The organism is Hymenobacter cavernae (genome assembly GCF_014641455.1).
Taxonomy (GTDB): Bacteria; Bacteroidota; Bacteroidia; order Cytophagales; family Hymenobacteraceae; genus Hymenobacter; species Hymenobacter cavernae.
On sequence record NZ_BMHT01000004.1, the window covers coordinates 249,187 to 269,184 of the forward strand.

Annotated in this window: 16 protein-coding genes; 10 read left to right on the forward strand and 6 right to left on the reverse strand. The window is 59.2% G+C overall.

The annotated features are described in order from the left end of the window. Nucleotides 1-53: 53 nt before the first annotated feature. The 4 genes from IEX74_RS12175 to IEX74_RS12190 all read right to left on the reverse strand — a co-directional run bounded on the left by IEX74_RS12175 (nucleotide 54) and on the right by IEX74_RS12190 (nucleotide 3,998). Nucleotides 54-560: a DinB family protein gene (locus IEX74_RS12175; RefSeq protein ID WP_188814269.1), complete on the reverse strand. Its 507-nt coding sequence runs from the start codon at nucleotides 558-560 to the stop codon at nucleotides 54-56. A 98-nt stretch (nucleotides 561-658) separates the two neighbouring features. Further along, on the reverse strand, nucleotides 659-2,089 hold the full coding sequence (locus tag IEX74_RS12180; RefSeq protein WP_188814270.1) for an MFS transporter: 1,431 nt from the start codon (nucleotides 2,087-2,089) through the stop codon (nucleotides 659-661). A 96-nt stretch (nucleotides 2,090-2,185) separates the two neighbouring features. After that, on the reverse strand, nucleotides 2,186-2,809 hold the full coding sequence (locus IEX74_RS12185) for a nucleotidyltransferase family protein (RefSeq protein ID WP_188814271.1): 624 nt from the start codon (nucleotides 2,807-2,809) through the stop codon (nucleotides 2,186-2,188). After that, nucleotides 2,802-3,998 (reverse strand): XdhC family protein, encoded by a 1,197-nt coding sequence (locus IEX74_RS12190; protein ID WP_188814272.1) that lies wholly within the window; start codon nucleotides 3,996-3,998, stop codon nucleotides 2,802-2,804. Before IEX74_RS12190 ends, IEX74_RS12185 begins: the two co-directional genes overlap by 8 nt. Before the next feature lie 291 nt (nucleotides 3,999-4,289). Here IEX74_RS12190 and IEX74_RS12195 point away from each other — a divergent pair, with 291 nt between their 5' ends. After that, on the forward strand, nucleotides 4,290-4,970 hold the full coding sequence (locus IEX74_RS12195) for a hypothetical protein (protein WP_188814273.1): 681 nt from the start codon (nucleotides 4,290-4,292) through the stop codon (nucleotides 4,968-4,970). 132 nt (nucleotides 4,971-5,102) lie between these two features. On the opposite strand, the gene IEX74_RS12200 is transcribed toward IEX74_RS12195, so the two are convergent. Then, the gene (locus IEX74_RS12200) at nucleotides 5,103-5,681 is read right to left on the reverse strand and encodes a hypothetical protein (RefSeq protein ID WP_188814274.1); all 579 of its coding nucleotides are present in this window, start codon (nucleotides 5,679-5,681) and stop codon (nucleotides 5,103-5,105) included. A 320-nt stretch (nucleotides 5,682-6,001) separates the two neighbouring features. On the opposite strand from IEX74_RS12200, the gene IEX74_RS12205 reads away from it, so the two are divergent. Both IEX74_RS12205 and IEX74_RS12210 read left to right on the forward strand, forming a co-directional pair. Continuing rightward, a complete protein-coding gene (locus IEX74_RS12205) occupies nucleotides 6,002-7,246 on the forward strand; it encodes an efflux RND transporter periplasmic adaptor subunit (RefSeq protein ID WP_188814275.1) in 1,245 nt (414 codons plus the stop codon). Between the two features lie 136 nt (nucleotides 7,247-7,382). Further along, nucleotides 7,383-8,918, forward strand: a complete 1,536-nt coding sequence (locus tag IEX74_RS12210; protein ID WP_229755249.1) for a TolC family protein — start codon at nucleotides 7,383-7,385, stop codon at nucleotides 8,916-8,918. A 100-nt stretch (nucleotides 8,919-9,018) separates the two neighbouring features. Here the strand turns inward: IEX74_RS12210 and IEX74_RS12215 are convergent, their stop codons facing one another. Then, nucleotides 9,019-9,387 (reverse strand): hypothetical protein, encoded by a 369-nt coding sequence (locus IEX74_RS12215; protein WP_188814276.1) that lies wholly within the window; start codon nucleotides 9,385-9,387, stop codon nucleotides 9,019-9,021. A gap of 459 nt (nucleotides 9,388-9,846) precedes the next feature. Here IEX74_RS12215 and IEX74_RS12220 point away from each other — a divergent pair, with 459 nt between their 5' ends. The 7 genes from IEX74_RS12220 (at nucleotide 9,847) to IEX74_RS12250 (ending at nucleotide 19,979) form a co-directional block, all read left to right on the forward strand. Continuing rightward, on the forward strand, nucleotides 9,847-12,456 hold the full coding sequence (locus tag IEX74_RS12220; RefSeq protein WP_188814277.1) for a PAS domain-containing sensor histidine kinase: 2,610 nt from the start codon (nucleotides 9,847-9,849) through the stop codon (nucleotides 12,454-12,456). 134 nt (nucleotides 12,457-12,590) lie between these two features. Then, complete coding sequence (locus IEX74_RS12225; protein ID WP_188814278.1) at nucleotides 12,591-13,733, forward strand: acyltransferase family protein; 1,143 nt, start codon at nucleotides 12,591-12,593, stop codon at nucleotides 13,731-13,733. A gap of 188 nt (nucleotides 13,734-13,921) precedes the next feature. Beyond that, nucleotides 13,922-14,287 carry a hypothetical protein gene (locus tag IEX74_RS12230; RefSeq protein WP_188814279.1) on the forward strand — a complete coding sequence of 122 codons (366 nt, stop codon included), beginning with the start codon at nucleotides 13,922-13,924 and terminating at the stop codon, nucleotides 14,285-14,287. A 529-nt stretch (nucleotides 14,288-14,816) separates the two neighbouring features. Beyond that, a complete protein-coding gene (locus IEX74_RS12235) occupies nucleotides 14,817-15,485 on the forward strand; it encodes an ABC transporter ATP-binding protein (RefSeq protein WP_188814541.1) in 669 nt (222 codons plus the stop codon). Between the two features lie 115 nt (nucleotides 15,486-15,600). Further along, entirely contained in the window at nucleotides 15,601-16,854 is a 1,254-nt protein-coding gene (locus tag IEX74_RS12240; protein ID WP_188814280.1) for an ABC transporter permease, read from the forward strand. Between the two features lie 207 nt (nucleotides 16,855-17,061). Continuing rightward, nucleotides 17,062-18,201, forward strand: coding sequence for an ABC transporter permease (locus tag IEX74_RS12245; protein ID WP_188814281.1), 1,140 nt, complete (start codon nucleotides 17,062-17,064; stop codon nucleotides 18,199-18,201). A 383-nt stretch (nucleotides 18,202-18,584) separates the two neighbouring features. After that, on the forward strand, nucleotides 18,585-19,979 hold the full coding sequence (locus IEX74_RS12250; RefSeq protein WP_188814282.1) for a sigma-54-dependent transcriptional regulator: 1,395 nt from the start codon (nucleotides 18,585-18,587) through the stop codon (nucleotides 19,977-19,979). The last annotated feature ends 19 nt before the right edge of the window (nucleotides 19,980-19,998 follow it).

Below are 19,998 nucleotides of genomic sequence, written 5' to 3' on the forward strand. Positions count from 1 at the left end.
CTTCCTTGGGAAAGGAAGCGGCTTTTTAGTGGAACCTAGGTTGGCAAAAGCGACTATTGCTGTGGCGCTTCATCGGCGGAGCCGCCGTAGATGGCAGGCACCGGGATATCGAGCAGGCGCAGGTACACGCTTAGTTGGCCGCGGTGGTGAATCATGTGGTTGAGTACCATGATGCGGGCCACGGCAGTGCGGGGCATCGTCACCAATACCTGCTCACCACGCTGCATCGACCAGGAGTCGTGGAAGGTGGCGTCGTCTACTTGCTCCAAGGCCTTGTGGATGTTTTCGCCATTTACGTCGAAGCGCTGGAGCACCTCGTCGATGGTGGTGGGAGAGGCCGGGGCTGGGGCCATCAGCACATCCGTAGCCGGGCCTTGCAACGACATCTCCAGGTAGCCGACCAGGTTGGCAATGTGCGAAGCCAACGTACCTAGCCTCATGGATTTGGGGTGCGGCTGCCAGCCAAATTGCTCGGTCGGAATGCGTTCTAACAAGCGGCGGGTGGTTTTCAATTCGTGCTTCAGCTCCTGGCTCAGCGCGGCTTGCAGAGAGGTGGTCATGATGGGATTTAAGAGGAGGAAAGTAAGACCGGAAAGCAGCCGGCGCCTTCAACAAAAATGCCGGGTTTTCCGAAGCTGGCCAGGATTATAAAGCTAGGTCAGGAAACAGATAGGGGCGTGCCGCCATGCGGGGCGGCGGGTGGCGGCGAGCTAATTTCCTCATCCTGATGGTCTTCCCGTAGCTTCTTGCCGCGCAGCATCAGCAGGAAAAGCAACCCTAGGATAAAGAACACGATGAGCGCCAAAATGCTGTAGCGCATCGAGCCGAACCACTGCCCGATGATGCCCCAGGTCGCCGTACCAATCACGATGCTGAGCTTTTCCGTCACGTCGAAGAAGCTGAAGTAGGCGGCGGTGCTGGGGGTGTTTTCGGGAATAATCTTGGAATATGTGGAGCGCGAAAGGCTCTGAATGCCGCCCATCGTGAGGCCAATCACAGAAGCCAGGGCGTAGAACGTCCAGTCGGCCTGCACGAAGTAGCCCGCCACGCAAATCAGCGCCCAGATCACCACCGACCAGCTCAGCGCGCGCGTGTTGCCGATGGCTTCGGAGAGGCGGGCAAACAGGTAAGCACCTAGGATAGCCACAATTTGCAATAGCAAGATGGTGATAATCAGGGCCGCATCGGGCAGGTGCAACTCGTCTTTGCCGAAGATGGTCGCCACGTACATCACCGTTTGCACGCCCATGTTGTAGGTGAAGTAGGCGAGCAAGAAGCGTTTGAGCATGGGCAGGCGCTTTAGCTCATCCCACACCTTACCTAGCTCGCGAAAGCCGGTGAGCAGCCAACCCGTTTCGCTGGTAGGCGCGTCGTCTGGTCGGCCGGTATCGGGAGGCAGGCGGGCAAAGGGAATCTGGGCAAAGCCGGCCCACCAAATACCCGTGAACAGGAAAGCAAAACGCGTGGCTTGGCCTTTAGTGAACGGTACGCTTATGCCCAGCGCATCGGGGCCCATAATCAGAACCAAGCACAGTACCAGCAAAATAACCGAGCCAATGTAGCCCATCGAGAAGCCGCGGGCCGACAGACGGTCGTACTGATCTTCGGTGCTGATAATGGGCAGGTAGGAATTGTAGAATACAATGGAGCCCGAGAAGCCGACCGTGGCGGCAATAAAGATGAAGGTGGACAGCGTGAGGTTGTTAGGCTCAAAGAAGAACAGCGCCGCGCAGGAAGCAGCCCCCAGGTAGCAGAAGATCTGCAAAAACAGCTTCTTACGACCCGAAAAATCAGCTAGCGACGTAAGAAACGGGCTGATAGCGGCAATGATGAGAAACGCCGCCGAAATGGCGTAGGTCAGCAGCGACGAGCCGGGCACCCGAAAGCCCAGGAAATTGACCGGGCTGTTGCCGTCTTTGCCGGTAATTTCACTGATGACACCGCTCCAATAAATCGGGAAGATACTGGAGGTAATCACGAGCGGATACACTGAGTTGGCCCAGTCGTACATGGCCCAGCCGCCGGTGATGCGCTTGTCGTTTTTGGGAATGGTAGCAGCGGCCGGAGCGGCGGCAGAGGCATTGGTCATAAAGCCGGAAGGTCAGCAGTGAGGCTGGGCAAGATAGGGAGTTTTCGCCGGCACAGGAGTAGTGCAGCATTACCACGCCAAGCTAGGTCTCTGCCGCTAAAATCCGTCCTCGTCGCCGGTGAGCCGCAGCAGGGCCTCGTACTGCTCGCGGGTATCCACATCGACAGCCGCGTCAGGAAAGCTAACGATTTCAACGGCAGCGCCTTGCGACGCGATAAGCTTGCGGGCGCCGGTAGCGCCGGCTAGCTCACGCAAGGCTGGAAAAACGGCCGGAGCAAACAGCGCCGGCACGCCTTGCGTGCCGTTGTACTCCGTTGCGACGATGGGCGCCTGGGTAGCCTGGTAGCGGCGGATCAGCGCGGTGAGCAGCTCCGGCGACACGAGCGGCTGGTCGCTGAGCGTGACGAGGACGGCATCCAGCGGCTGACCTAGGTTTTCCATAAAATTCAGCCCGATTCGGATGGAGGAACCCATGCCTGTGGCCCAAGCCGTGTTGCGTACAATTTGCACGGGCAAGCCAGCTACTTCGGCGGCTAGCTCCTCGTGCAAAGCGCCCGTTACTAGCACAATCGGCTGGCAACCAGCCGCTACAGCAGTTTCGACGGCGTGGCGCAGCAAGGTCCGACCTAGGTAGGGGAGAAGCTGCTTGGGCTGCCCAAACCTCGTGGAGGCCCCCGCCGCCAGCAGAATGAGGCCGATGGAGTTAGCGGATTCAGGCATTGCTAATGGCGCATACCGAATCACTGACCGTTGTTGCGCCCGCTGTGGCAGCGGAGGCGCCCAGCGCGGGCCGGTTGTGAATCGAGCCTGAAGTATCGCGCAGAAAACCCGCGGGCCGTTTGGCTTGCACCGCCTGGATTTCCGCCACAACCGAAAGGGCAATTTCCTCCGGTGTTTCGGCACCTAGGTTTAGCCCCACCGGACTGTACAGTCGCCCACTCAAGGTGTCATCAAACACAAAGCCTTCTATGCGAAGCTCTTCCAGGAGCTTGTCGGCCTTCTTGCGCGGTCCTAGCAAGCCGATGTAAGGAGTCGACTCGGGTAGCAGGCGGCGGAGCGCGGCCAGGTCGTAGAAGTAGTTGTGCGTCATGAGCAGCACGTAATCGGGCGGTGTGGGCTCGTTGGCTACTTCGGCGAGCGGCACTACCTGCACGCTTTCGGCTTCGGGGAAACGGGCGGCCGCAGCTTGGGCGGGGCGACCATCGACCACGCGCACTCGCCAACCTAGGCTAGCAGTCAGGCGCACAAGGGGTTGTACGTCGTTGCCGGCTCCGTAAATGGTGAGGCGCAGGGCGGGCTTCAGTACTTCCAGGAAAACCCGAACCGGACCTAGGTTGTCTTGGTAATCAAGTGTTTGGCTCTCGCCCGTGCGCAACGCTTGCTGCGCATCGGCTTCGATGGCGGCCGCCAACTCCGCTGACACGGGTAAGCTGCCGTGCATGCCGCCTTGGTTGGTGAGCAACAAGCGCGCACCTAGCTTGGCTTGATCGGTGGTTGGTAGGCTGAAAACCGTTGCCAAAACACCCGGCTGGTGCTGATCGGCGCAGGTGCGCAGCAGTTCCAGCGGATTGTTGGCGTCCGTAAAATTCAGTGGCTCAAGCAGAATATGGATGATGCCCTGGCAACCTTGTCCCATGCCGTGGCGCAGGTCGTCCTCGTCGGTCGTGTCGTAAATAACGACCGTCGGGCGGCGCCGCTGAATGGCCTGGTACGCCCGGCGGCGCGCGTCGCCTTCTAGGCAGCCCCCACTGATGGCGCCGGTCAATTGGCCATCCTCGGTCACGAGCATGCGGGCGCCGGGGCTGCGGTAGGCCGAGCCTTCCACATGCACCACGGTAGCCAGGGCGCAGGCGCGACCCGCGGCGCGGTGGGCATCATAAGCCGCAAGCAGGTGCTGAAGTTCTGTCATATTGTTCTGCAATACAGATACCTGGCTTGTACCGGAAAAGCGCAAGCTAGGTTTGGTTAGTTCGGTACGGGAGAGTCCCTCAACTTTAGAACGGCGGGAGAAACGCAGCCTTTCGCGCCTTGGTACAACCCGGCTAACAACGAAGCTGTTTTAAGAATTCGTGAGAAAGCGGCGGCCCGCAGTCTGGCTACAGACACAGAATAACGCAGCAGAAATGCCGGGGCGCGGTTACCTTTACCCGGCCAAGTCGGCGCAGTACCTGCGGCTCTGCTTTTCCTAGCTCTCTCCTTAATGCACCTAAAACGATTCATAATCAGTGGCTTACTAGTTGGACTGCTGACCGTGTCCTGCACTAGCAACAAAAGCCTGGAACAAGAATCGGCGCAGCCCAGCGCCGAGGCTATCCGCCGCGAGGCCACAGCCGCCACGAAGTCGGCCGCAGCGGCCAGGATTAATCGTTTGCCTACCAACCGCCTAGCGGCGCTTGATACGGCGCATTTTTCGCCGCGCTTTATTCGGGGCCTGAAGGAAAGTATCCAGCGGGAATCGTACGCGGTGCGCGGCAAGTGGCTGTTGCTGAGCCCGACGGATTCCATTGCTTTCCCCGCCGATCTGCCTGAGCGGCAGCCCATAACGTACACCGGCACGGCGCAAGGTCGCACCTACCAACTGACCGTCACGCGCCAGAATTACTCCACCATTCGCTACTCGGCCGAGGTGAAGCAAGCCGGCAAGTCGGTGGCCCGCGCCGCCGGCACCGCCGACCTGAACCCTAGCTTCTACACTGCCGCCGAAGTGCCGGTGGACACCCAAACGGAAACCGCGTACGGCGCCTACGAATTTCTGGCAAACGAGCCGCGCCAGCAGAATTTCGCCGTGCTCATCGGGATAGGCAAAGATGCTGACAAGGCCGAAATCTACGCCTCGGAGCTAGCCGCCTGGCGCAACGCCCCCACGCTCCGGCGAAAATAACGGGCTCGTCAGAGCGAGGTAGAGACGCAATATTTTGCGTCTTGGCGTTGCTGATGTTGTTTGTTCTGAACGGCGCGACCTAGGTCGTTCTACGTAGGATCGTTCAACGACGAGACGCAAAATATTGCGTCTCTACTTCGGCCGTTTGCTAATCTCTTTCAAATACTGCGTCATTGATAAGTAGGCGCTTGCCACAGCTTTACCCGGCAGGTGCACAATGATAGCCGTGCAGCGGCTGCCGGCCGTTTTGCCATCCATTTCGAAGGCAATGCCGGCTTTTGCATTGTCATAAATGTAGTGCAGGCTAGCTTTCGGAGCAGGAGCGTAGGAGGTAGCCAGGGTGAGGGGCTCGTAGGCGTGACGAATGCTCGCCAGCGTGGAGCCGCAGTGTAGCCCGTTAATTGTGCGAAACCACGACGATGTGGCGCGCACCATCTGAATGGTTTTGCGCATATCGGGGCCGGTGGCGTTGGTGTACACGTCGAGCTGGGTGGGAGCGGCACCAGCAGTGGTCGGCTGACCGTACCAGGTGGCCCAGGCTTTCTGCATCGCTCCGTCGCTGGTGGCTGGGTGCCCGAATTGCTGAAGAGTTTCGGGGCTGGCACCCAGCGAGATATTGCCGAGGCTGCGGCCCGGTATGATGAGTTTGTTGGGAGCAGAAGCTAGGCTAAGCAGCGCAAACAGGAGCAGGTAGAAAGGACGGAAGCGCATAAGGGAGAAGGTGAGAGGTCTTATACGAAAACTGTAACGCGAAGCCTGCGCTTCGCGTGTCGTTGAATGATTTAATCGTGCATCAACCTAGGTACGGGTCGTTCAACGATACGCAAAGCACAGGCTTGGCTGCCGACTTCCTTTGGTTCGCGCTACATTCTAATGCAGCCAACATTTCCGTACACCTTGTCCAAAATTGGACACAATTTACAAGCACATAAAGCTAGGTTTGTGTGATAAGATACTGAAAGTGAGAAACTTGTAAAAATGGCATCTGCCTTGGCTGAGTAGCTAGGAATTCACCTTCCTACTGCTTAGAAATGGACAGAGCTATATCCCCCGTCATTCAGGCCAGACGTCGGCAGCGGCGCTGGCTGCTCGTTGTAGCCACATTGGTAGTGGTGGCCGTCGGTTTGTGGGCGTTCCGCGGCATCCTGAAACCTAGCATCAGGCAGGAAGACATGCTGGTGGCTCCCGTGGAAAACGGCGACGTGGAAGCTTCGCTCACCGCTACCGGCCTGGTGATTCCCGCCCACGAAGCCGTCGTGACCAGCCCCATTCAATCCACGATCCGTCAGGTGCTGCTCACAGCGGGGGCGAAGGTGCAGCCGGGGCAAACCATTCTGGAGCTAGACAAAGAGCTAACCAGCAGCGAGCTAGCCAAGCTGCAAGACGAGCAGCTGCAAAACCGTAACAAGAGCAACGTGCTGGCCCTGTCGCTGGAGCGCAGCCTCAACGACTTACAATCGCAGGAGAAAGTGCAGCAGGAAAAGGTGCGGAGTCTGCAATCCTCGTTGCGCGACGAGCAGAACCTGCTCAGCATTGGCTCGGGCACGCCGGAAGCTGTGCGCCAGGCCGAGCTAAACTTGAAGATTGCCGACCTGGAGTTGCAGCGCGTGCAGCGTCAGATTCAGAACCAGCGCCGTTCCAACCAGGCCGACGAGCTAGGTCTGGTGTACACCCGCCAGATTCAGGACCGCAACATCACGGAACTGGCCCAGAAGCTACGCAACGCCAACATCAGCGCCGGTCAGGCTGGGGTGCTGACCTGGGTGAACGAGGATATTGGCTCCACCGTGAACCAGGGCCAGGTGGTAGCCCGCATTGCCGACCTCAGCTCCTTCCGGGTGCGCGGCACCATCGCCGATACCTATGCCGACTCGCTGCACGTCGGCGATGCGGTGCTGGTGCGCCTCAACGGCACCGACCTGCGCGGCACCATCAGCTCTATCAGCCCCGCCGCCGATAAAGGCGTGATGACCTTCTATGCCCAACTCGATGAAAACCACCACCCGGCTCTGCGCGCCAATCTGCGGGCCGACGTGTACGTGGTGACCCGGTCGCACCGCAACGTGCTGCGGGTGAAAAACGGCCCCTTCTACCAGGGCGGGCACGAGCAGCCGGTGTTCGTGGTGCGCGACGGCCTGGCCACGCGCCGCACCGTGCGCTTCGGCGATTCCAACTTCGACTACGTGCAGGTGCTCAGTGGCTTGCAGGCCGGCGATCAGCTGCTGATCAGCGACACCAAGAACTACGAGCAAGCCGCCGAGCTGACCATTAAATAGAACGTCATTCCGAGCCCTGCGAGGAATCTCGCGTGCAATGGTAACTCCCAATCATCAGCGACGACCAACGAAGCGGTAGAGATGCTTCGCGGGGCTCAGCATGACACCTCCCTTCCCTAACCTGCCTTTCCGAGCTATGAAACACGTACCCTTTGCTTCGATTAAGCGTTTGCCCTTCGTGCTGGATGTGCTGGGGCTCTGGCTGATGCTATTGCTGGGAGCGGCGCTGCTGGTGCTGCTAACTGTGTCGGTGGCGGCGGCGCAACCCGTTGCGCCACAATCTACCCTGACGTTGCCGCAGGTGATTGACCTAGCTTTGCAGCAATCATCAGTGGCCAAGCAGGCCGTGACCAACCGCGAAACCAGCTACTGGCAGTACCGTTCGTTTCGGGCCGATTACAAGCCGCAACTCGCCCTGGAAGGCACGCTGCCCAACTACAGCCGCACCATCACGCCCGTCACGCAGCCCGACGGCACCACCGATTTTCGCTACATCCGCATCAACAACTCCTACCTGGCTTCCACCGTCACGCAGGGCATCGGGCTGACGGGCGGGAAGATTTCCATCGGCTCCAACTTGCAGCGCTTCGATAACTTCGAGGGGAACCAGCGGCTCTATAACAGCAACCCCGTCGCCATAGGAATCAGTCAGCCGATTGCGGGCTTCAACTCCTTGAGCTGGAACAAACGCATTGAGCCCCTGCGCTATGAGGAGTCGCAGCGGCAGTACGTGGAAGACCGCGAAACCATTGCGCGCCGCGTGACGGAGTATTATTTTGATGTGCTGCTGCAACAGGTAAATGCCAACGTCGCCCGCCAAAACCTGCACGCCAGCGAAGAGATGCTACGCATGGGGCGCGAAAAGCACCGCCTAGGTCGGCTCTCCGAAAACGATCTGCTGCTCTTAGAGTTAAACCTGCTCAACGCCCAGCAAGCCGAAGTGCAAGCCCGCGTTGATGCCCAAAACGCGGCTGTCGACCTGAAAGGCTACACGGGCCTGACCATCGAGCCCGCCGCTACGCTCGACGTGCCCGCCGCCGCACCCAGGCTCGACGTGGTGCCCGAAGCGGCCCTCGCCCAAGCTAGGCAGTACCGCCGCGAAGCGTTGATGTATCAGCGCCGTTTGCTGGAAGCAGAACGCAACGTGGCCCAGGCCAAAGGCACGACTGGCTTCCAGGCTAGCCTCACTGCTTCTTTCGGCCTGACCAGCAGCGGCAACCAGTTTCGCAGCAGCTACATCAACCCCAACGACCAGCAGCAGGTGAGGCTAGGTTTCACGATGCCGATTGTGGATTGGGGCAAGACCCGCGCCGTGGTGAAAACCGCCGAGCTGAGCCGCCAGCAGGTACAGCACACCGTGGAGCAGGAGCAGATGACCTTCGAGCAATCGGTGCTGAGCCAGGCCGCGCAGCTAGGCTCGCTCAGCCAGCAGCTCGCTCTCACCGGCCGCGCCGATTCCCTGTCGCAGCGCCGCTACGATATTGCCCGCGCCACCTACCAGGTCGGCCGCATTTCCCTGACAGATCTGAATATTGCCCAGAGCGAAAAAGACCGCGCCAAGCGCGCCTACATCGCCGCGCTGCGGGCTTGCTGGGTGGGTTATTATCAGCTCCGCACCCTCACGCTGTATGATTTTGAGCGCCAGCAGCCGTTGCTGGCGGCGGTACAGTAGTAGTTGGAAAGGGAGTATTTTGTTGGTGAATGCTAGCTAAACGGGAACAGGTTAGTAGTATTGGTAAAAATAATTGGACTTATCGAACAGCTATTAGCATCTATCGCTTTCTGGTCAGATAGTAGCGGCGACTATAATGAATAAAGACAGCAAATAGCGTAAGAGGAATCACCACGGCAAAAAACCAATTCCACGTCGCCGGATTCAAGCCGATTGAAGCCAGGGACAAGAGTGGTGCTTGCCCTGGCGGGTAAACTGGGTACTCCGTTAACCCGTCTGCAAAGCAGGCTACGGGCCACAGGAATGCAAAGAGCCAGACCCACACTTTTACGGCAAACCAATAGCGTGTGCGCTGCACGCGGAGTAGGCGACACAAACCGAGCAGCAAGAGTGCAGTAAGCAGCGAGGTAGTTAAGAAGAAGAGCCAGATCGACGGAAAGTAGTGAATACTGTCGTACCAGTAATGCATATCAAAGAGAAAGGACAGAGGCACTAGGAACGCTAGAAAATACATTACGACAGTAGGAATAGAATACTGATATCTAGTATAAAATAGTGATTATATCAGCAATGTCAAATCTGATACTTAATAGAAAAATTGCTTGACATATTACTTGTTATACCAATCTTATCAAAATAAGCCAATTTTCAACAACAACTACATAGCCTTCACTTGTAGGAACTTGCTAAACTTAAGTCCACTCACCAAGTAAATTTCAAGAATACCTAGGTGGAGAGGAAGTCCGTCGCAATCTGCGCTAGGCTGCTGCGCCAGCAAACCTAGGTTGTGTAGCTAAAGACCAAATACAATGGCTTCACGCAGCCGAATCACTGTCGTGGTTTTCTGCGTACTTGCACAACTGCTACCTGACGCCGCTGTTACACAGGAGGCCCAACGCCATGTTGACCTCTGTGCCTGAATCTGAATATGTCTGCTCCTGCTGCTTTGCTGCCGCTCTTCAACGTTCTGCCCGACGCTTGTATGCTGCTCACCCCCGATCTGCGGATTGTGGCCGCCAGCGACGCATACCTGGCCGCAACACTTACGCAACGCGGCCGCCTGATCGGGCAATACCTCTTTGATGCCTTCCCCGACAACCCGCAGGCGCCCGACGCCCGCGCCACCCACAACCTGCGCGCCTCTCTGACGCAGGTGCTAGCTACTGGCCAGCCCCACGAAATGGCCCGGCAGCACTACGATGTGCCCGATCCGGACCGTCCCGGCTACTTTGTGGAGCGCCATTGGCTGCCCCGCAACATTCCCGTTCTCGACGAGCAGGGCCAGATCACGCACGTGCTGCATGTGGCGCAGGACGTAACCGCGCAGGTAAACGACGCCGTGCAGCTGCGCGACAGCGAGGCCCGCGAGCAGTCGGCGCTGGCCTCGGCCGAAGTGCAGCGCCAACTGCTGCACGACGTGCTCCACCAGGCGCCCGTGGCCATTGCGTACCTGGAAGGGCCGGACTACCGCATCACGTTGGCTAATCCTACGGTGTGCGAGATTTGGGCTCGTCCGCAGCCGCAGCTTATCGGAGTGCCCCTGCTCCAAGCCTTGCCCGAGCTACAAGGGCAGGGCATCAAGGAGTTGCTCGACGGCGTGCTGTACACCAGCAACCCCTATACCGGCACCGAGCTGCCGGTGCAGCTGCTGCGCTACGGCAAAGTTGATACGATCTACTTCAACTTCGTTTATCAGCCGCAGCGCAACCGGGCGGGCCAGACAACCGGCGTGCTGGTGGTGGCTACCGACGTAACCGAGCAGGTGCGGGCCCGGCAGCGCGTGGAGGCACAGGAGCGCCAGACAGGTGCGCTCAACGAGGAGTTGGCCGCCATGAACGAAGAGCTGGCGGCGGCTAATGAGGAAATCCGGGCCAATAACGACGAGCTGGTGCTCACCCAGCTCGACTTGCAGCGCCTCAACCAGGAGCTGGAAAGTCGCGTCGTCAGGCGCACCCGCGACCTGCACCGGGCGCAGCAGGAAGCCGAGCGCCAGCGCCAGCGCCTGGAGCAGCTCTTTATGCAGGCGCCCGCCGCTATCTGCATTCTAAACGGGCCCGAGCTGGTGTTTGAGCTGGTGAATCCTAGCTATCAGCAGCTGTTTCATGGCCGCGAGATGCTAGGTAAGCCGCTGCTGGAAGCCTTGCCCGAAATAGCGGATCACAACGTCTATCATACCTTTCGCAGGGTATACGAAACGGGTATCACGCACAAGGAGCAAGCGATGCTCATTCCATTAAAGCGTCCGGAAGACGGCGTTTTGGAAGATCGATACTTTAACTATGTTCAGCAGGCGCGCTACAATGAGCAGGGTGTCATCGATGGGGTGCTGGCCTTTGCCTTCGAAGTCACGGAGCAGGTGATAGCCCGCAAAGCCAGCGCTGCCACCGCTTATCAGCTGCGCCTTCTCACGGATGCGCTGCCGGTGCTCATCGGCTACCTCGACCGGGAGCGGCGCTATCAGTTCGCCAACGAAGCGTACCGGGCGTGGTTCAATCAGGCCCCGGCCGCGCTGCTGGGCCAGCCAGTGCGCGAAATAGTAGGCGAGAAGGCCTACGCTGCCACCCAAGGCTACATGGAGCGGGCGCTCCGGGGCGAGCGGGTGGACTTTGAAGCCACGATGCCCTACCGCGAAGGCTTCGTGAAGTACATCCGGACCAGCTACGTGCCCGACGTGCAGAACGGGCAGGTGCTGGGCTTCTACACGCTGGTAAATGACATCACCGAGCAGGTGCAGGCCCGCGAGCAGGTGCAGCGCCTCAACCAGGAGCTGGCTGCCATTAATGAGGAGCTGGCCGCCATCAACGAAGAGTTGCAGGCTAGCAATGAGGAGCTTATCGATGCTAACCAGCAGCTCCGCATCACCAACGCCGACCTCGACAACTTCGTGTACGCCGCTTCCCACGACCTCAAGCAGCCGGTGAATAACCTAGGTGGGCTGTTTGAGGAGGTGCGCCGCAGCGTGGTGTTCGTGGAGAAAGCCGAAGAGCAGATGCTGGTGCCGCTGATTGAAGGAACCCTGCGCCAGCTCAGCACCACCATCGACGATTTGGCCGCCCTGGGGCAGGCCCAGCAGGCCACGTCCCCACCCGAACCTATTGTGCTGGAGGAGCTTACCCACGAAGTACTCACTGTTCTGGAGCCGCAGGTGCGGGCCGTGCAGGCTCATATCACCACCGATTTCAGCGTGCAGCCGACCCTGACCTATGCGCGCGTACACCTGCGCACCATCCTGCTGAATCTGGTGGGCAATGCTCTGAAATACGCCGATCCGACTCAACCCAGCCGCATTCACATTGCCGTACGGCTCACGGCGGGGCAGCCGGTGCTAGTAGTGCGCGACAACGGCCTGGGGTTCGACGCCGACCGTCACCGCGCCGATCTGTTTCAGCTCTTTCGGCGGTTTCATACCACGCCGGCCGGTACGGGGGTGGGTTTGTACCTGGTCAACCGCATCGTGCAGGCCCACGGCGGCCGCATCGAGGTCGAAAGTCGGGAGGGGGAAGGTGCCCTGTTCCGCGTCACGCTGGGGCGAGCCTAGCACCTAGGTTGCGGGCCAGCGGCAGTGCCTGACCTAGGTTGCTGCTAATGGTTTTACCGGTACTTTAGCCTGGGGCGCGGCGGCTATGCGTGGCGCTTGCTGCCCTTGATGAATGGACTATTTGTAAACCAACGATGAAGGCCCAACTACTTCCCGAGGTGAAAACAACGACGTTGAGCGCCAAGCCGCACTATGCCATCTTGGACGGCCTGCGAGGCGTTGCGGCGCTCACAGTAGTAGCCTTTCACCTGTGCGAGGCGCACGCCACCAGCCACCTCGACCAGGTGATCAACCACGGCTACCTGGCCGTCGACTTCTTCTTTCTGCTGTCCGGCTTCGTTATCGGCTATGCCTACGACGACCGCTGGACCCGCATGACGCTGAAGGACTTCGTGAAGGTGCGCCTGATCCGGCTGCAACCGATGGTGGTGCTCGGCATGATTATCGGGGGCGTTTTTTTCTACTTTCAAGCGTCCAGCCTGTGGCCTACCATCAGCCAGGTGCCGGTTTGGAAGATGCTGCTGGTGATGATCATTGGCTTTACCCTGCTGCCGGTGCCCGTGTCGATGGATATTCGGGGCTGGCACGAAATGCACCCACTCGATGGGCCAGCCTGGTCGTTGTTCTTCGAGTACATTGCCAACCTATTGTATGCGCTCGGGGTGCGCAAATTCTCCAACACGGCGCTGGCGGTGCTGGTTTTCTTGGCGGGCGCGGCCTTGCTCCACTTCACCGTCACGAGTCCGGCCGGCGACGTCATCGGCGGCTGGTCGCTGGAGCCTGCGCAGCTGCGCATCGGCTTCACGCGGCTGATGTTTCCGTTTTTTGCCGGCCTGCTGCTTTCGCGCGTGGCAAACCTAGGTAGAGTCCAAAACGCTTTTCTGTGGTGTAGCCTGCTGCTGCTATTGGTGTTGGCGTTTCCCAGAGTAGGCGGTGCTGAGCATGTGTGGCTGAACGGTTTGTACGATTCGCTCAGTATTATTCTGGTTTTTCCGCTAATCGTATGGCTAGGTGCCAGCGGGCAGATTTTCGGAAAAGGAGCCGCCCGCCTCTGCACGTTCCTGGGCGATATTTCCTACCCGATCTACATCACCCATTACCCACTCATTTACACCTACACGGCCTGGGTAAGTGCCCGTAAACATGCTGTGGGCCAGGACTTTCCGCTGGCACTGCTCACGTTTGTCGCCAGTATTCTGCTGGCGTATGCCTGCCTGAAGTTTTATGATGAGCCTGTCAGAAGGTGGCTGAAAAACAAGCTGCTGGCGCGGGCCTGAACACGGCTGGCTGCTTACGGACTTTGGCCTTTTCTCGGGGTGGCCGAAACCTTGGCCCATGCTTAAAAACCTGTATGACAAATAGCTATATAGCCCCGCTGTCGAACTTTATTGTCTAGCTTCGCGTAGTATCCCCTCACGAGTGCGAATACCTGTTCCTGTTCTTTCATCACTTACACCAAAACACTGTGAAATCTACAAAAGCTTCATCCTGGACGGTTTGGACCACGGCTTTCGCCTTCTGCGCTGCCACTGCTCTTTCTTCCTGCTCGACCACGAGCACCGAGACGCCAACCGACTCTACCGGCACTACTACCACCGGTACCACCAGCGGTTCGGATGCCACTGGCACTACGTCGAGCGGTAGCACCACCGACGCCAGCACCACCGGCACTACGACTACCGGCACAACTGCTGGCACTACGACCACTGGCACCACTGCCGGTACTACGGCTGGCAGCACTACCACCGGCACTACGGCCGGTAGCACCACTGCTACTACCGGTACCACCAGCGGTACGACTAGTGGTTCAACTGGCGGCACAACTCGCTAGAAAACAAGAATAACCGCCCATCACGGCGCGGTACCATCAAAAAGCCAGCTGCTCGAATTCGGGTAGCTGGCTTTTTGCTTAAAGGGAAATCAGAAGCTAGGTTTTGCCCACGAAAGGAGGGCGGAACCTGGCTTTTTTGCTTCTGGTGAAGCTGGGTTTGGGCGTTGTCATTCCGAGCTAAGCGAGGAATCTGGGTTAGCGACCTAGGTCCGTTCCTCAGATTCCTCGCTTAGCTCGGAATGACACATCCGCTGGCCTTCAATACTGAACACGTTGTCCGGTTGTGGACAATATTTTAAAGCTAGGTTTTGCTTGATTTCTGTGCAAGTAACTGATATAAAGTAGTTTATGAATTTGGTGCGCTGCTTGGCTATTTCTATCAGCCGCCGCTCTGTGCTGGTGCAAAAGCGGACAATGCTTCTCCTAACCTAGCTTCGAAAACAAACCCGACGACCTCATGGAACCAACCCTGACCAAAAGCCCGCTGCTGACCGGCGCCCCCGCTGCCATCTTGCTCAAGAACACGCCCATGATCAAGCTGCTCGACATTGAAAAAGTGTACCACACCGACACCATCGAAACGGTGGCGCTGAACCGCGTGAACCTGACCATCAACAAGGGCGAGTTTGTGTCGGTGATGGGACCGTCGGGGTGCGGCAAATCCACGCTGCTGAGCCTGATGGGCCTCCTGGACGAGCCCACCGGTGGCACCATCGAAATCGATGGCCGCGCCGTGACGAGCTACTCCGACAAGGAGCTGGCCCGCGTGCGCAACCACAAAATCGGCTTCATCTTCCAGAGCTTCCACCTGATCAACGACCTCTCGGTGCTCGACAACGTGGAGCTGCCCTTGCTCTACCGCGCCGGTATGAGCGGCAAGGAGCGGCGGCAGCGCGCCCAGGCGGCCCTCGAAAAAGTCGGCCTGATTGCCCGCACCAAGCACTTCCCCAGCCAGCTCTCCGGCGGGCAGCGCCAGCGCGTAGCCATTGCCCGCGCCCTGGCCGGCGCCCCCGAAATCATCCTGGCCGACGAGCCCACCGGCAACCTCGACTCGGTGATGGGCGACGAAATCATGGACCTGCTGCTCGGCCTCAACCGCCAGGAAGGCACCACCATCGTGATGGTGACCCACGACGAAAACATGGCCCACAAAACCGAGCGCCTCATCCGCTTCTTCGACGGCAGCCAGGTGAGCTAGGGTCTTGGGGTCTTAGGGTCTTAGGTTGTCGTTCACCCCGGACTCCTGAAGCCCAGTTCCCATGTATCCAAGCCCTCAAAATCCAAGCCCCTAAGATCCCAAGCCCCCAAGACCCATGTTATTTAGTTATTTAAAACTCGCCTGGAAGGTGCTCTTGCGCCGCAAGTTCTTCACCTTCATTAGCCTCTTTGGCATTGCCTTCACCCTGATGGTGCTGCTGGTGGTGGTGGCTATGTTCGACTACACCGTGGGCGCCCACTACCCCGAGTCGCGCCTCGACCGCATGGTGTTTGCCAACTTCCTGCACGTCAAGTTCAAGGACGGAGGCAACATGAACACGCCGCTCAGCTACCATCTGCTCGATAAGTACGTGCGGACGCTGCGCACCCCCGAGAAGGTGGCCATTGCCTCGAACTTTCACGCCACCCCTAGCTACGTGGGCAACCGCAAGCTCGACCTGGACCTGCGCTACACCGACGCCACCTTCTGGCAGGTGCTCGACTTCAACTTCCGCGAAGGCAAAGCCTTTCAGGAAGCCGACGTGAAAGCGGCCGCCCACGTAGCCGTCATCAACCGCACCACCGCCCGCCAGTACTTCGGTACCGAAACCGGCGTGGTGGGGCGCACCATCGTCGTCAACCAGACGAATTATCGCGTGCAGGGCGTCGTGGATGATGTGCCGGCCATGCGCTTCTGCTCCTACGCCGATGTGTGGGTGCCCATCACGACCAGTCCCGACGACCTGCAACACGTGCAGCTCAACGGCGACTACCTCGCCATTATCCTGGCCAAATCGTCGGGCGATGTGCCGGCCGTGCAGGCCGAGTTTGAGCGGGCCATGAAGCGCGTGCCGCTGCCCGACCCCAAGGGCATGGACTACCTGGATCTGCACGCCGACCGGCTGATGGCCTCGTTCTCGCGGCAGCTGATGAGCCCGCTCACGGAGTACAAATCCGACGGCCTGGAGCTGCTCTACCCGATTCTGGCCGGTCTGGCGCTGCTCTTTATGCTGCTGCCGGCCCTGAACCTGATCAACATCAACGTGAGCCGCATCATGGAGCGCTCGTCCGAAATCGGGGTGCGCAAGGCGTTCGGCGCGACGGGCGGCAAGCTGGTGAGCCAGTTTCTGGTCGAGAATATCTTCCTGACCCTGATCGGCGGCATCCTGGGTTTAAGCCTGGCTTATGTGGCCCTGCAACTCATCAGCGGCTCCGACCTGCTGGCCTACGCTCGCTTCGAGCTGAACTGGCAGATTTTCGCCTGGGCGCTGCTCGTCACCGTCTTCTTCGGAGTACTCTCGGGCGTGTATCCTGCCTTCAAAATGTCGCGCCTCCAACCCGTGCAAGCCCTGAAAGGCAGCGGGAAATAAAGATGAAGGTTAAGTAGGAACAATAAAATAGAAACGTCATGCTGAGCCTGTCGAAGCATCTCTACCGCAATGGTAATCAGAGTGCTCTTGCAACGAAGCGGTAGAGATGCTTTGGCAAGCTCAGCATGACTCCTTAAGAAAGCCATAACCATGATACGTCACCTCTTTACCTTGATCTGGAACCGGAAACGGTCCAACTTCTTGCTTATGAGCGAGATTCTGCTGTCGTTCTTCGTGTTGTTTGCGGTGAGCGTGCTGCTGGTGAGCAACTACTACAACTACCGGCAGCCGCTGGGCTTTCAGTACGAAAACGTGTGGGAGCTTGACGTTAATCCCGGCCAGGATACCACCGATCACAAGGAGATGCTGCGCTTGCTGGTGCAGCGCTTGCAGAGCACGCCCGGCGTAGTGGCCGTTACGAACACCAGCACCAATACGCCGTTCTCGTTCAGCAACATGGACACCAACCAGTACACCTACAAAGGCAAGGCGGGACCCCAGACCGAGCGCTACGATACAGACGATGAAACGGCCAAGGTGCTAGGTCTGAATGTGGTAGCTGGCCGGTGGTTCGACCGCCGTGATGCCGCCGCCACGCGCCCGCCCATAGTCGTGAACCAGAAGTTTGCCGAAAAGCTGCTGGGGCAAGAAGCGCCGGTGGGCAAAGTGCTCGTTAGCAACGACGGCAAGCGGGAGTGGCAGATTATCGGGGTCGTGGACACGTACCGCTCCGGCAGCGACTTCGCCAGCAATGATCCCGCCGTATTCGACCGGCGTGCGCTGCAAGACACGGCTTTCAAAATGAGCAACAACGAAGTGCCCGTGCTGCTGGTGCGCGTGCAGCCCGGCAGCGGCGCCGTGCTGGAGCAGCGGCTCGTGAAGGAAATCAAGGACATCACCAAGGGCTGGGTGGCCAAAGTGAATACGCTGACAGAAAACCGCCACGACAAGCTCAAAGTCGTGCTGACGCCGATGATTGCCCTCGGAATCATCGCGCTGTTCCTCATCATCAATGTGGCCCTCGGTCTGTTTGGGGTGCTGTGGTACAACATCAGCCAGCGCAAGGCCGAAATTGGATTGCGCCGGGCCATGGGCGCCACCGGAGCCGGCATCGGCAAGCAGTTTCTGGGCGAGATGCTGGTAATAACGACGCTGGGTGTGTTGGGCGGCATGCTGCTGGCGGCGCAATTCCCACTGCTCGGTGTGTTTGGCATCGAACCCCCGATTTACGTGCTATCCATCCTGCTGGCGGCCCTGCTGATTTATATCCTGACGGCGGTGTGCGCCTTCCAGCCCAGCCGCATTGCCGCGGGCATTCAGCCGGCCGTGTCGTTGCGTGAGGAGTAGGCTAGGTTGTGGATCGAAATCGGGGGGCGGCCCCCGATTTCGACCTGATTTAGCTCGATTTCCGGGGTCGGAGGGCCGATTCCGAGCCAAAAAGGCTCGATTTAGTAGGTCTGACCCTCGAATTTGTGCCAGTTTGGGTCGAAATCGAGCCAAATCAGCTTAAAATTGGGCCAGACAGGCTCGATTTAGTAGGGCTGACTCCTTAAATTGAGCCTTTTTAGCTCGAAAAGGTACCTCCGACCTACTAAATAGAGCCAACACCGGCCGGTAGGCGGCGGTGCCGGCTCCTGAAAGCACCACCAACCTAGGTTTTTTGCCGGAGCTGCTCCCGTCGGCAGCCATTCATCGTTCTTTTTCTCCCTTACCGCTACGCTCAGGCGCTTATGATCCTCCTAGTCGACGACGATATTGCCGTGCGCACCTCGCTGAGTCTGCTGCTCAAGCAGGCTGGCTACGCCACCAAGGCCGCCGCCACGCCCGAGGAGGGACTGCGCATGGTGCGCGAAGCCGTGCCGCAGCTCGTGCTCATGGACATGAACTACTCGCTCGACACCTCCGGCCAGGACGGGCTGCGGCTGCTCGGGCAAGTGAAGGAAGTGGCCCCGCAGGTGCCGGTCATCCTCATCACCGGTTGGGGCTCCATCAGTCTGGCTGTGGAAGGGATGAAGGCCGGCGCGGCCGAGTTCGTGACCAAGCCCTGGAACAACGAGGCCCTGCTCCAAACCATTCGCACCGCCCTGAGTCTGGCCCAGGCCAGCGCCGCAGCGCCCGCCCCCGACGAAGCCAGCCTAGGTCGTCGCCAGCTCGATAAGCAGTTCAACTTCAAGAATATCGTGGGGCAGGATGCGCAGCTGATGCAGGTGCTGCGCAACGTAGGGCAGGTAGCGGCCACCGATGCGTCGGTGCTGATCGAGGGCGAATCGGGCACAGGCAAGGAGCTGATTGCGGAAGCCATTCACCAGAACTCGCACCGCCGCAACAAGCCCTTCGTGAAGGTGAACCTAGGTGGAATTTCGGCGTCGTTGTTTGAAAGCGAGATGTTCGGCCACCGGCGCGGCGCCTTCACCGACGCCAAAGCCGACCGCCAGGGCCGCTTCGAAATGGCGAACGGCGGCACCATCTTCCTCGACGAAATCGGGGAGCTGGACCTAGGCAGTCAGGTGAAGCTGCTGCGCGTGCTGCAAGACCGCACCTACGAAGTGCTCGGCGACTCGCGCAGCCGGTCGTTGGATATTCGCGTGATCTGCGCCACCAACCGCGACCTGGCTCAGGAAGTACGCGAGGGTCGTTTTCGGGAAGATTTGTTTTACCGCATCAACCTTATCACGGTGCGCCTGCCCGCCCTGCGCGAGCGCCCGGACGACGTGCCGCTGCTGGCTCAGCACTTCGTGAACACCCTGCGCACCACCTACAACCGGCCCGCCCTGAAGGTGAACACCCGCGCCCTGCATTGGCTGCGCGAGCAACAGCTGCCGGGCAACATCCGGGAGCTGAAAAACCTGGTAGAGCGTGCCGTGCTGGTGAGCGGCAAAGACGAGCTAGGTCCGGAAGACTTTCAGGCCCAGGCTCAGCGCGCCGTAACGAAAGCGCCCGAGCCCGGCGAACTGCCCGCCGTGGGCCTGATGACGCTCGACGAGATGGAAGCTCAGATGATTCGCAAAACGGTAGATTTCTACTCCGGCAACCTCTCGCGCGTGGCCAAAGCGCTGGGCCTGAGCCGCGGAGCGCTGTACCGGCGCCTGGAGAAGTTCAATATTCCGTACGATGCAGCGCAGTAGAGCCTTTCGTAGAGACGCA

Bases quoted from the DNA above. Each gene is read 5' to 3' on its own strand.
- IEX74_RS12185 (WP_188814271.1), bottom strand. From the start codon at position 2,809: ATGCCTGAATCCGCTAACTCCATCGGCCTCATTCTGCTGGCGGCGGGG.
- IEX74_RS12205 (WP_188814275.1), top strand. From the start codon at position 6,002: ATGGACAGAGCTATATCCCCCGTCATTCAGGCCAGACGTCGGCAGCGG.
- IEX74_RS12220 (WP_188814277.1), top strand. From the start codon at position 9,847: ATGTCTGCTCCTGCTGCTTTGCTGCCGCTCTTCAACGTTCTGCCCGAC.
- IEX74_RS12180 (WP_188814270.1), bottom strand. From the start codon at position 2,089: ATGACCAATGCCTCTGCCGCCGCTCCGGCCGCTGCTACCATTCCCAAA.
- IEX74_RS12250 (WP_188814282.1), top strand. From the start codon at position 18,585: ATGATCCTCCTAGTCGACGACGATATTGCCGTGCGCACCTCGCTGAGT.
- IEX74_RS12200 (WP_188814274.1), bottom strand. From the start codon at position 5,681: ATGCGCTTCCGTCCTTTCTACCTGCTCCTGTTTGCGCTGCTTAGCCTA.
- IEX74_RS12235 (WP_188814541.1), top strand. From the start codon at position 14,817: ATGATCAAGCTGCTCGACATTGAAAAAGTGTACCACACCGACACCATC.
- IEX74_RS12195 (WP_188814273.1), top strand. From the start codon at position 4,290: ATGCACCTAAAACGATTCATAATCAGTGGCTTACTAGTTGGACTGCTG.
- IEX74_RS12215 (WP_188814276.1), bottom strand. From the start codon at position 9,387: ATGCATTACTGGTACGACAGTATTCACTACTTTCCGTCGATCTGGCTC.
- IEX74_RS12240 (WP_188814280.1), top strand. From the start codon at position 15,601: ATGTTATTTAGTTATTTAAAACTCGCCTGGAAGGTGCTCTTGCGCCGC.
- IEX74_RS12225 (WP_188814278.1), top strand. From the start codon at position 12,591: ATGAAGGCCCAACTACTTCCCGAGGTGAAAACAACGACGTTGAGCGCC.
- IEX74_RS12245 (WP_188814281.1), top strand. From the start codon at position 17,062: ATGAGCGAGATTCTGCTGTCGTTCTTCGTGTTGTTTGCGGTGAGCGTG.
- IEX74_RS12210 (WP_229755249.1), top strand. From the start codon at position 7,383: ATGAAACACGTACCCTTTGCTTCGATTAAGCGTTTGCCCTTCGTGCTG.
- IEX74_RS12175 (WP_188814269.1), bottom strand. From the start codon at position 560: ATGACCACCTCTCTGCAAGCCGCGCTGAGCCAGGAGCTGAAGCACGAA.
- IEX74_RS12190 (WP_188814272.1), bottom strand. From the start codon at position 3,998: ATGACAGAACTTCAGCACCTGCTTGCGGCTTATGATGCCCACCGCGCC.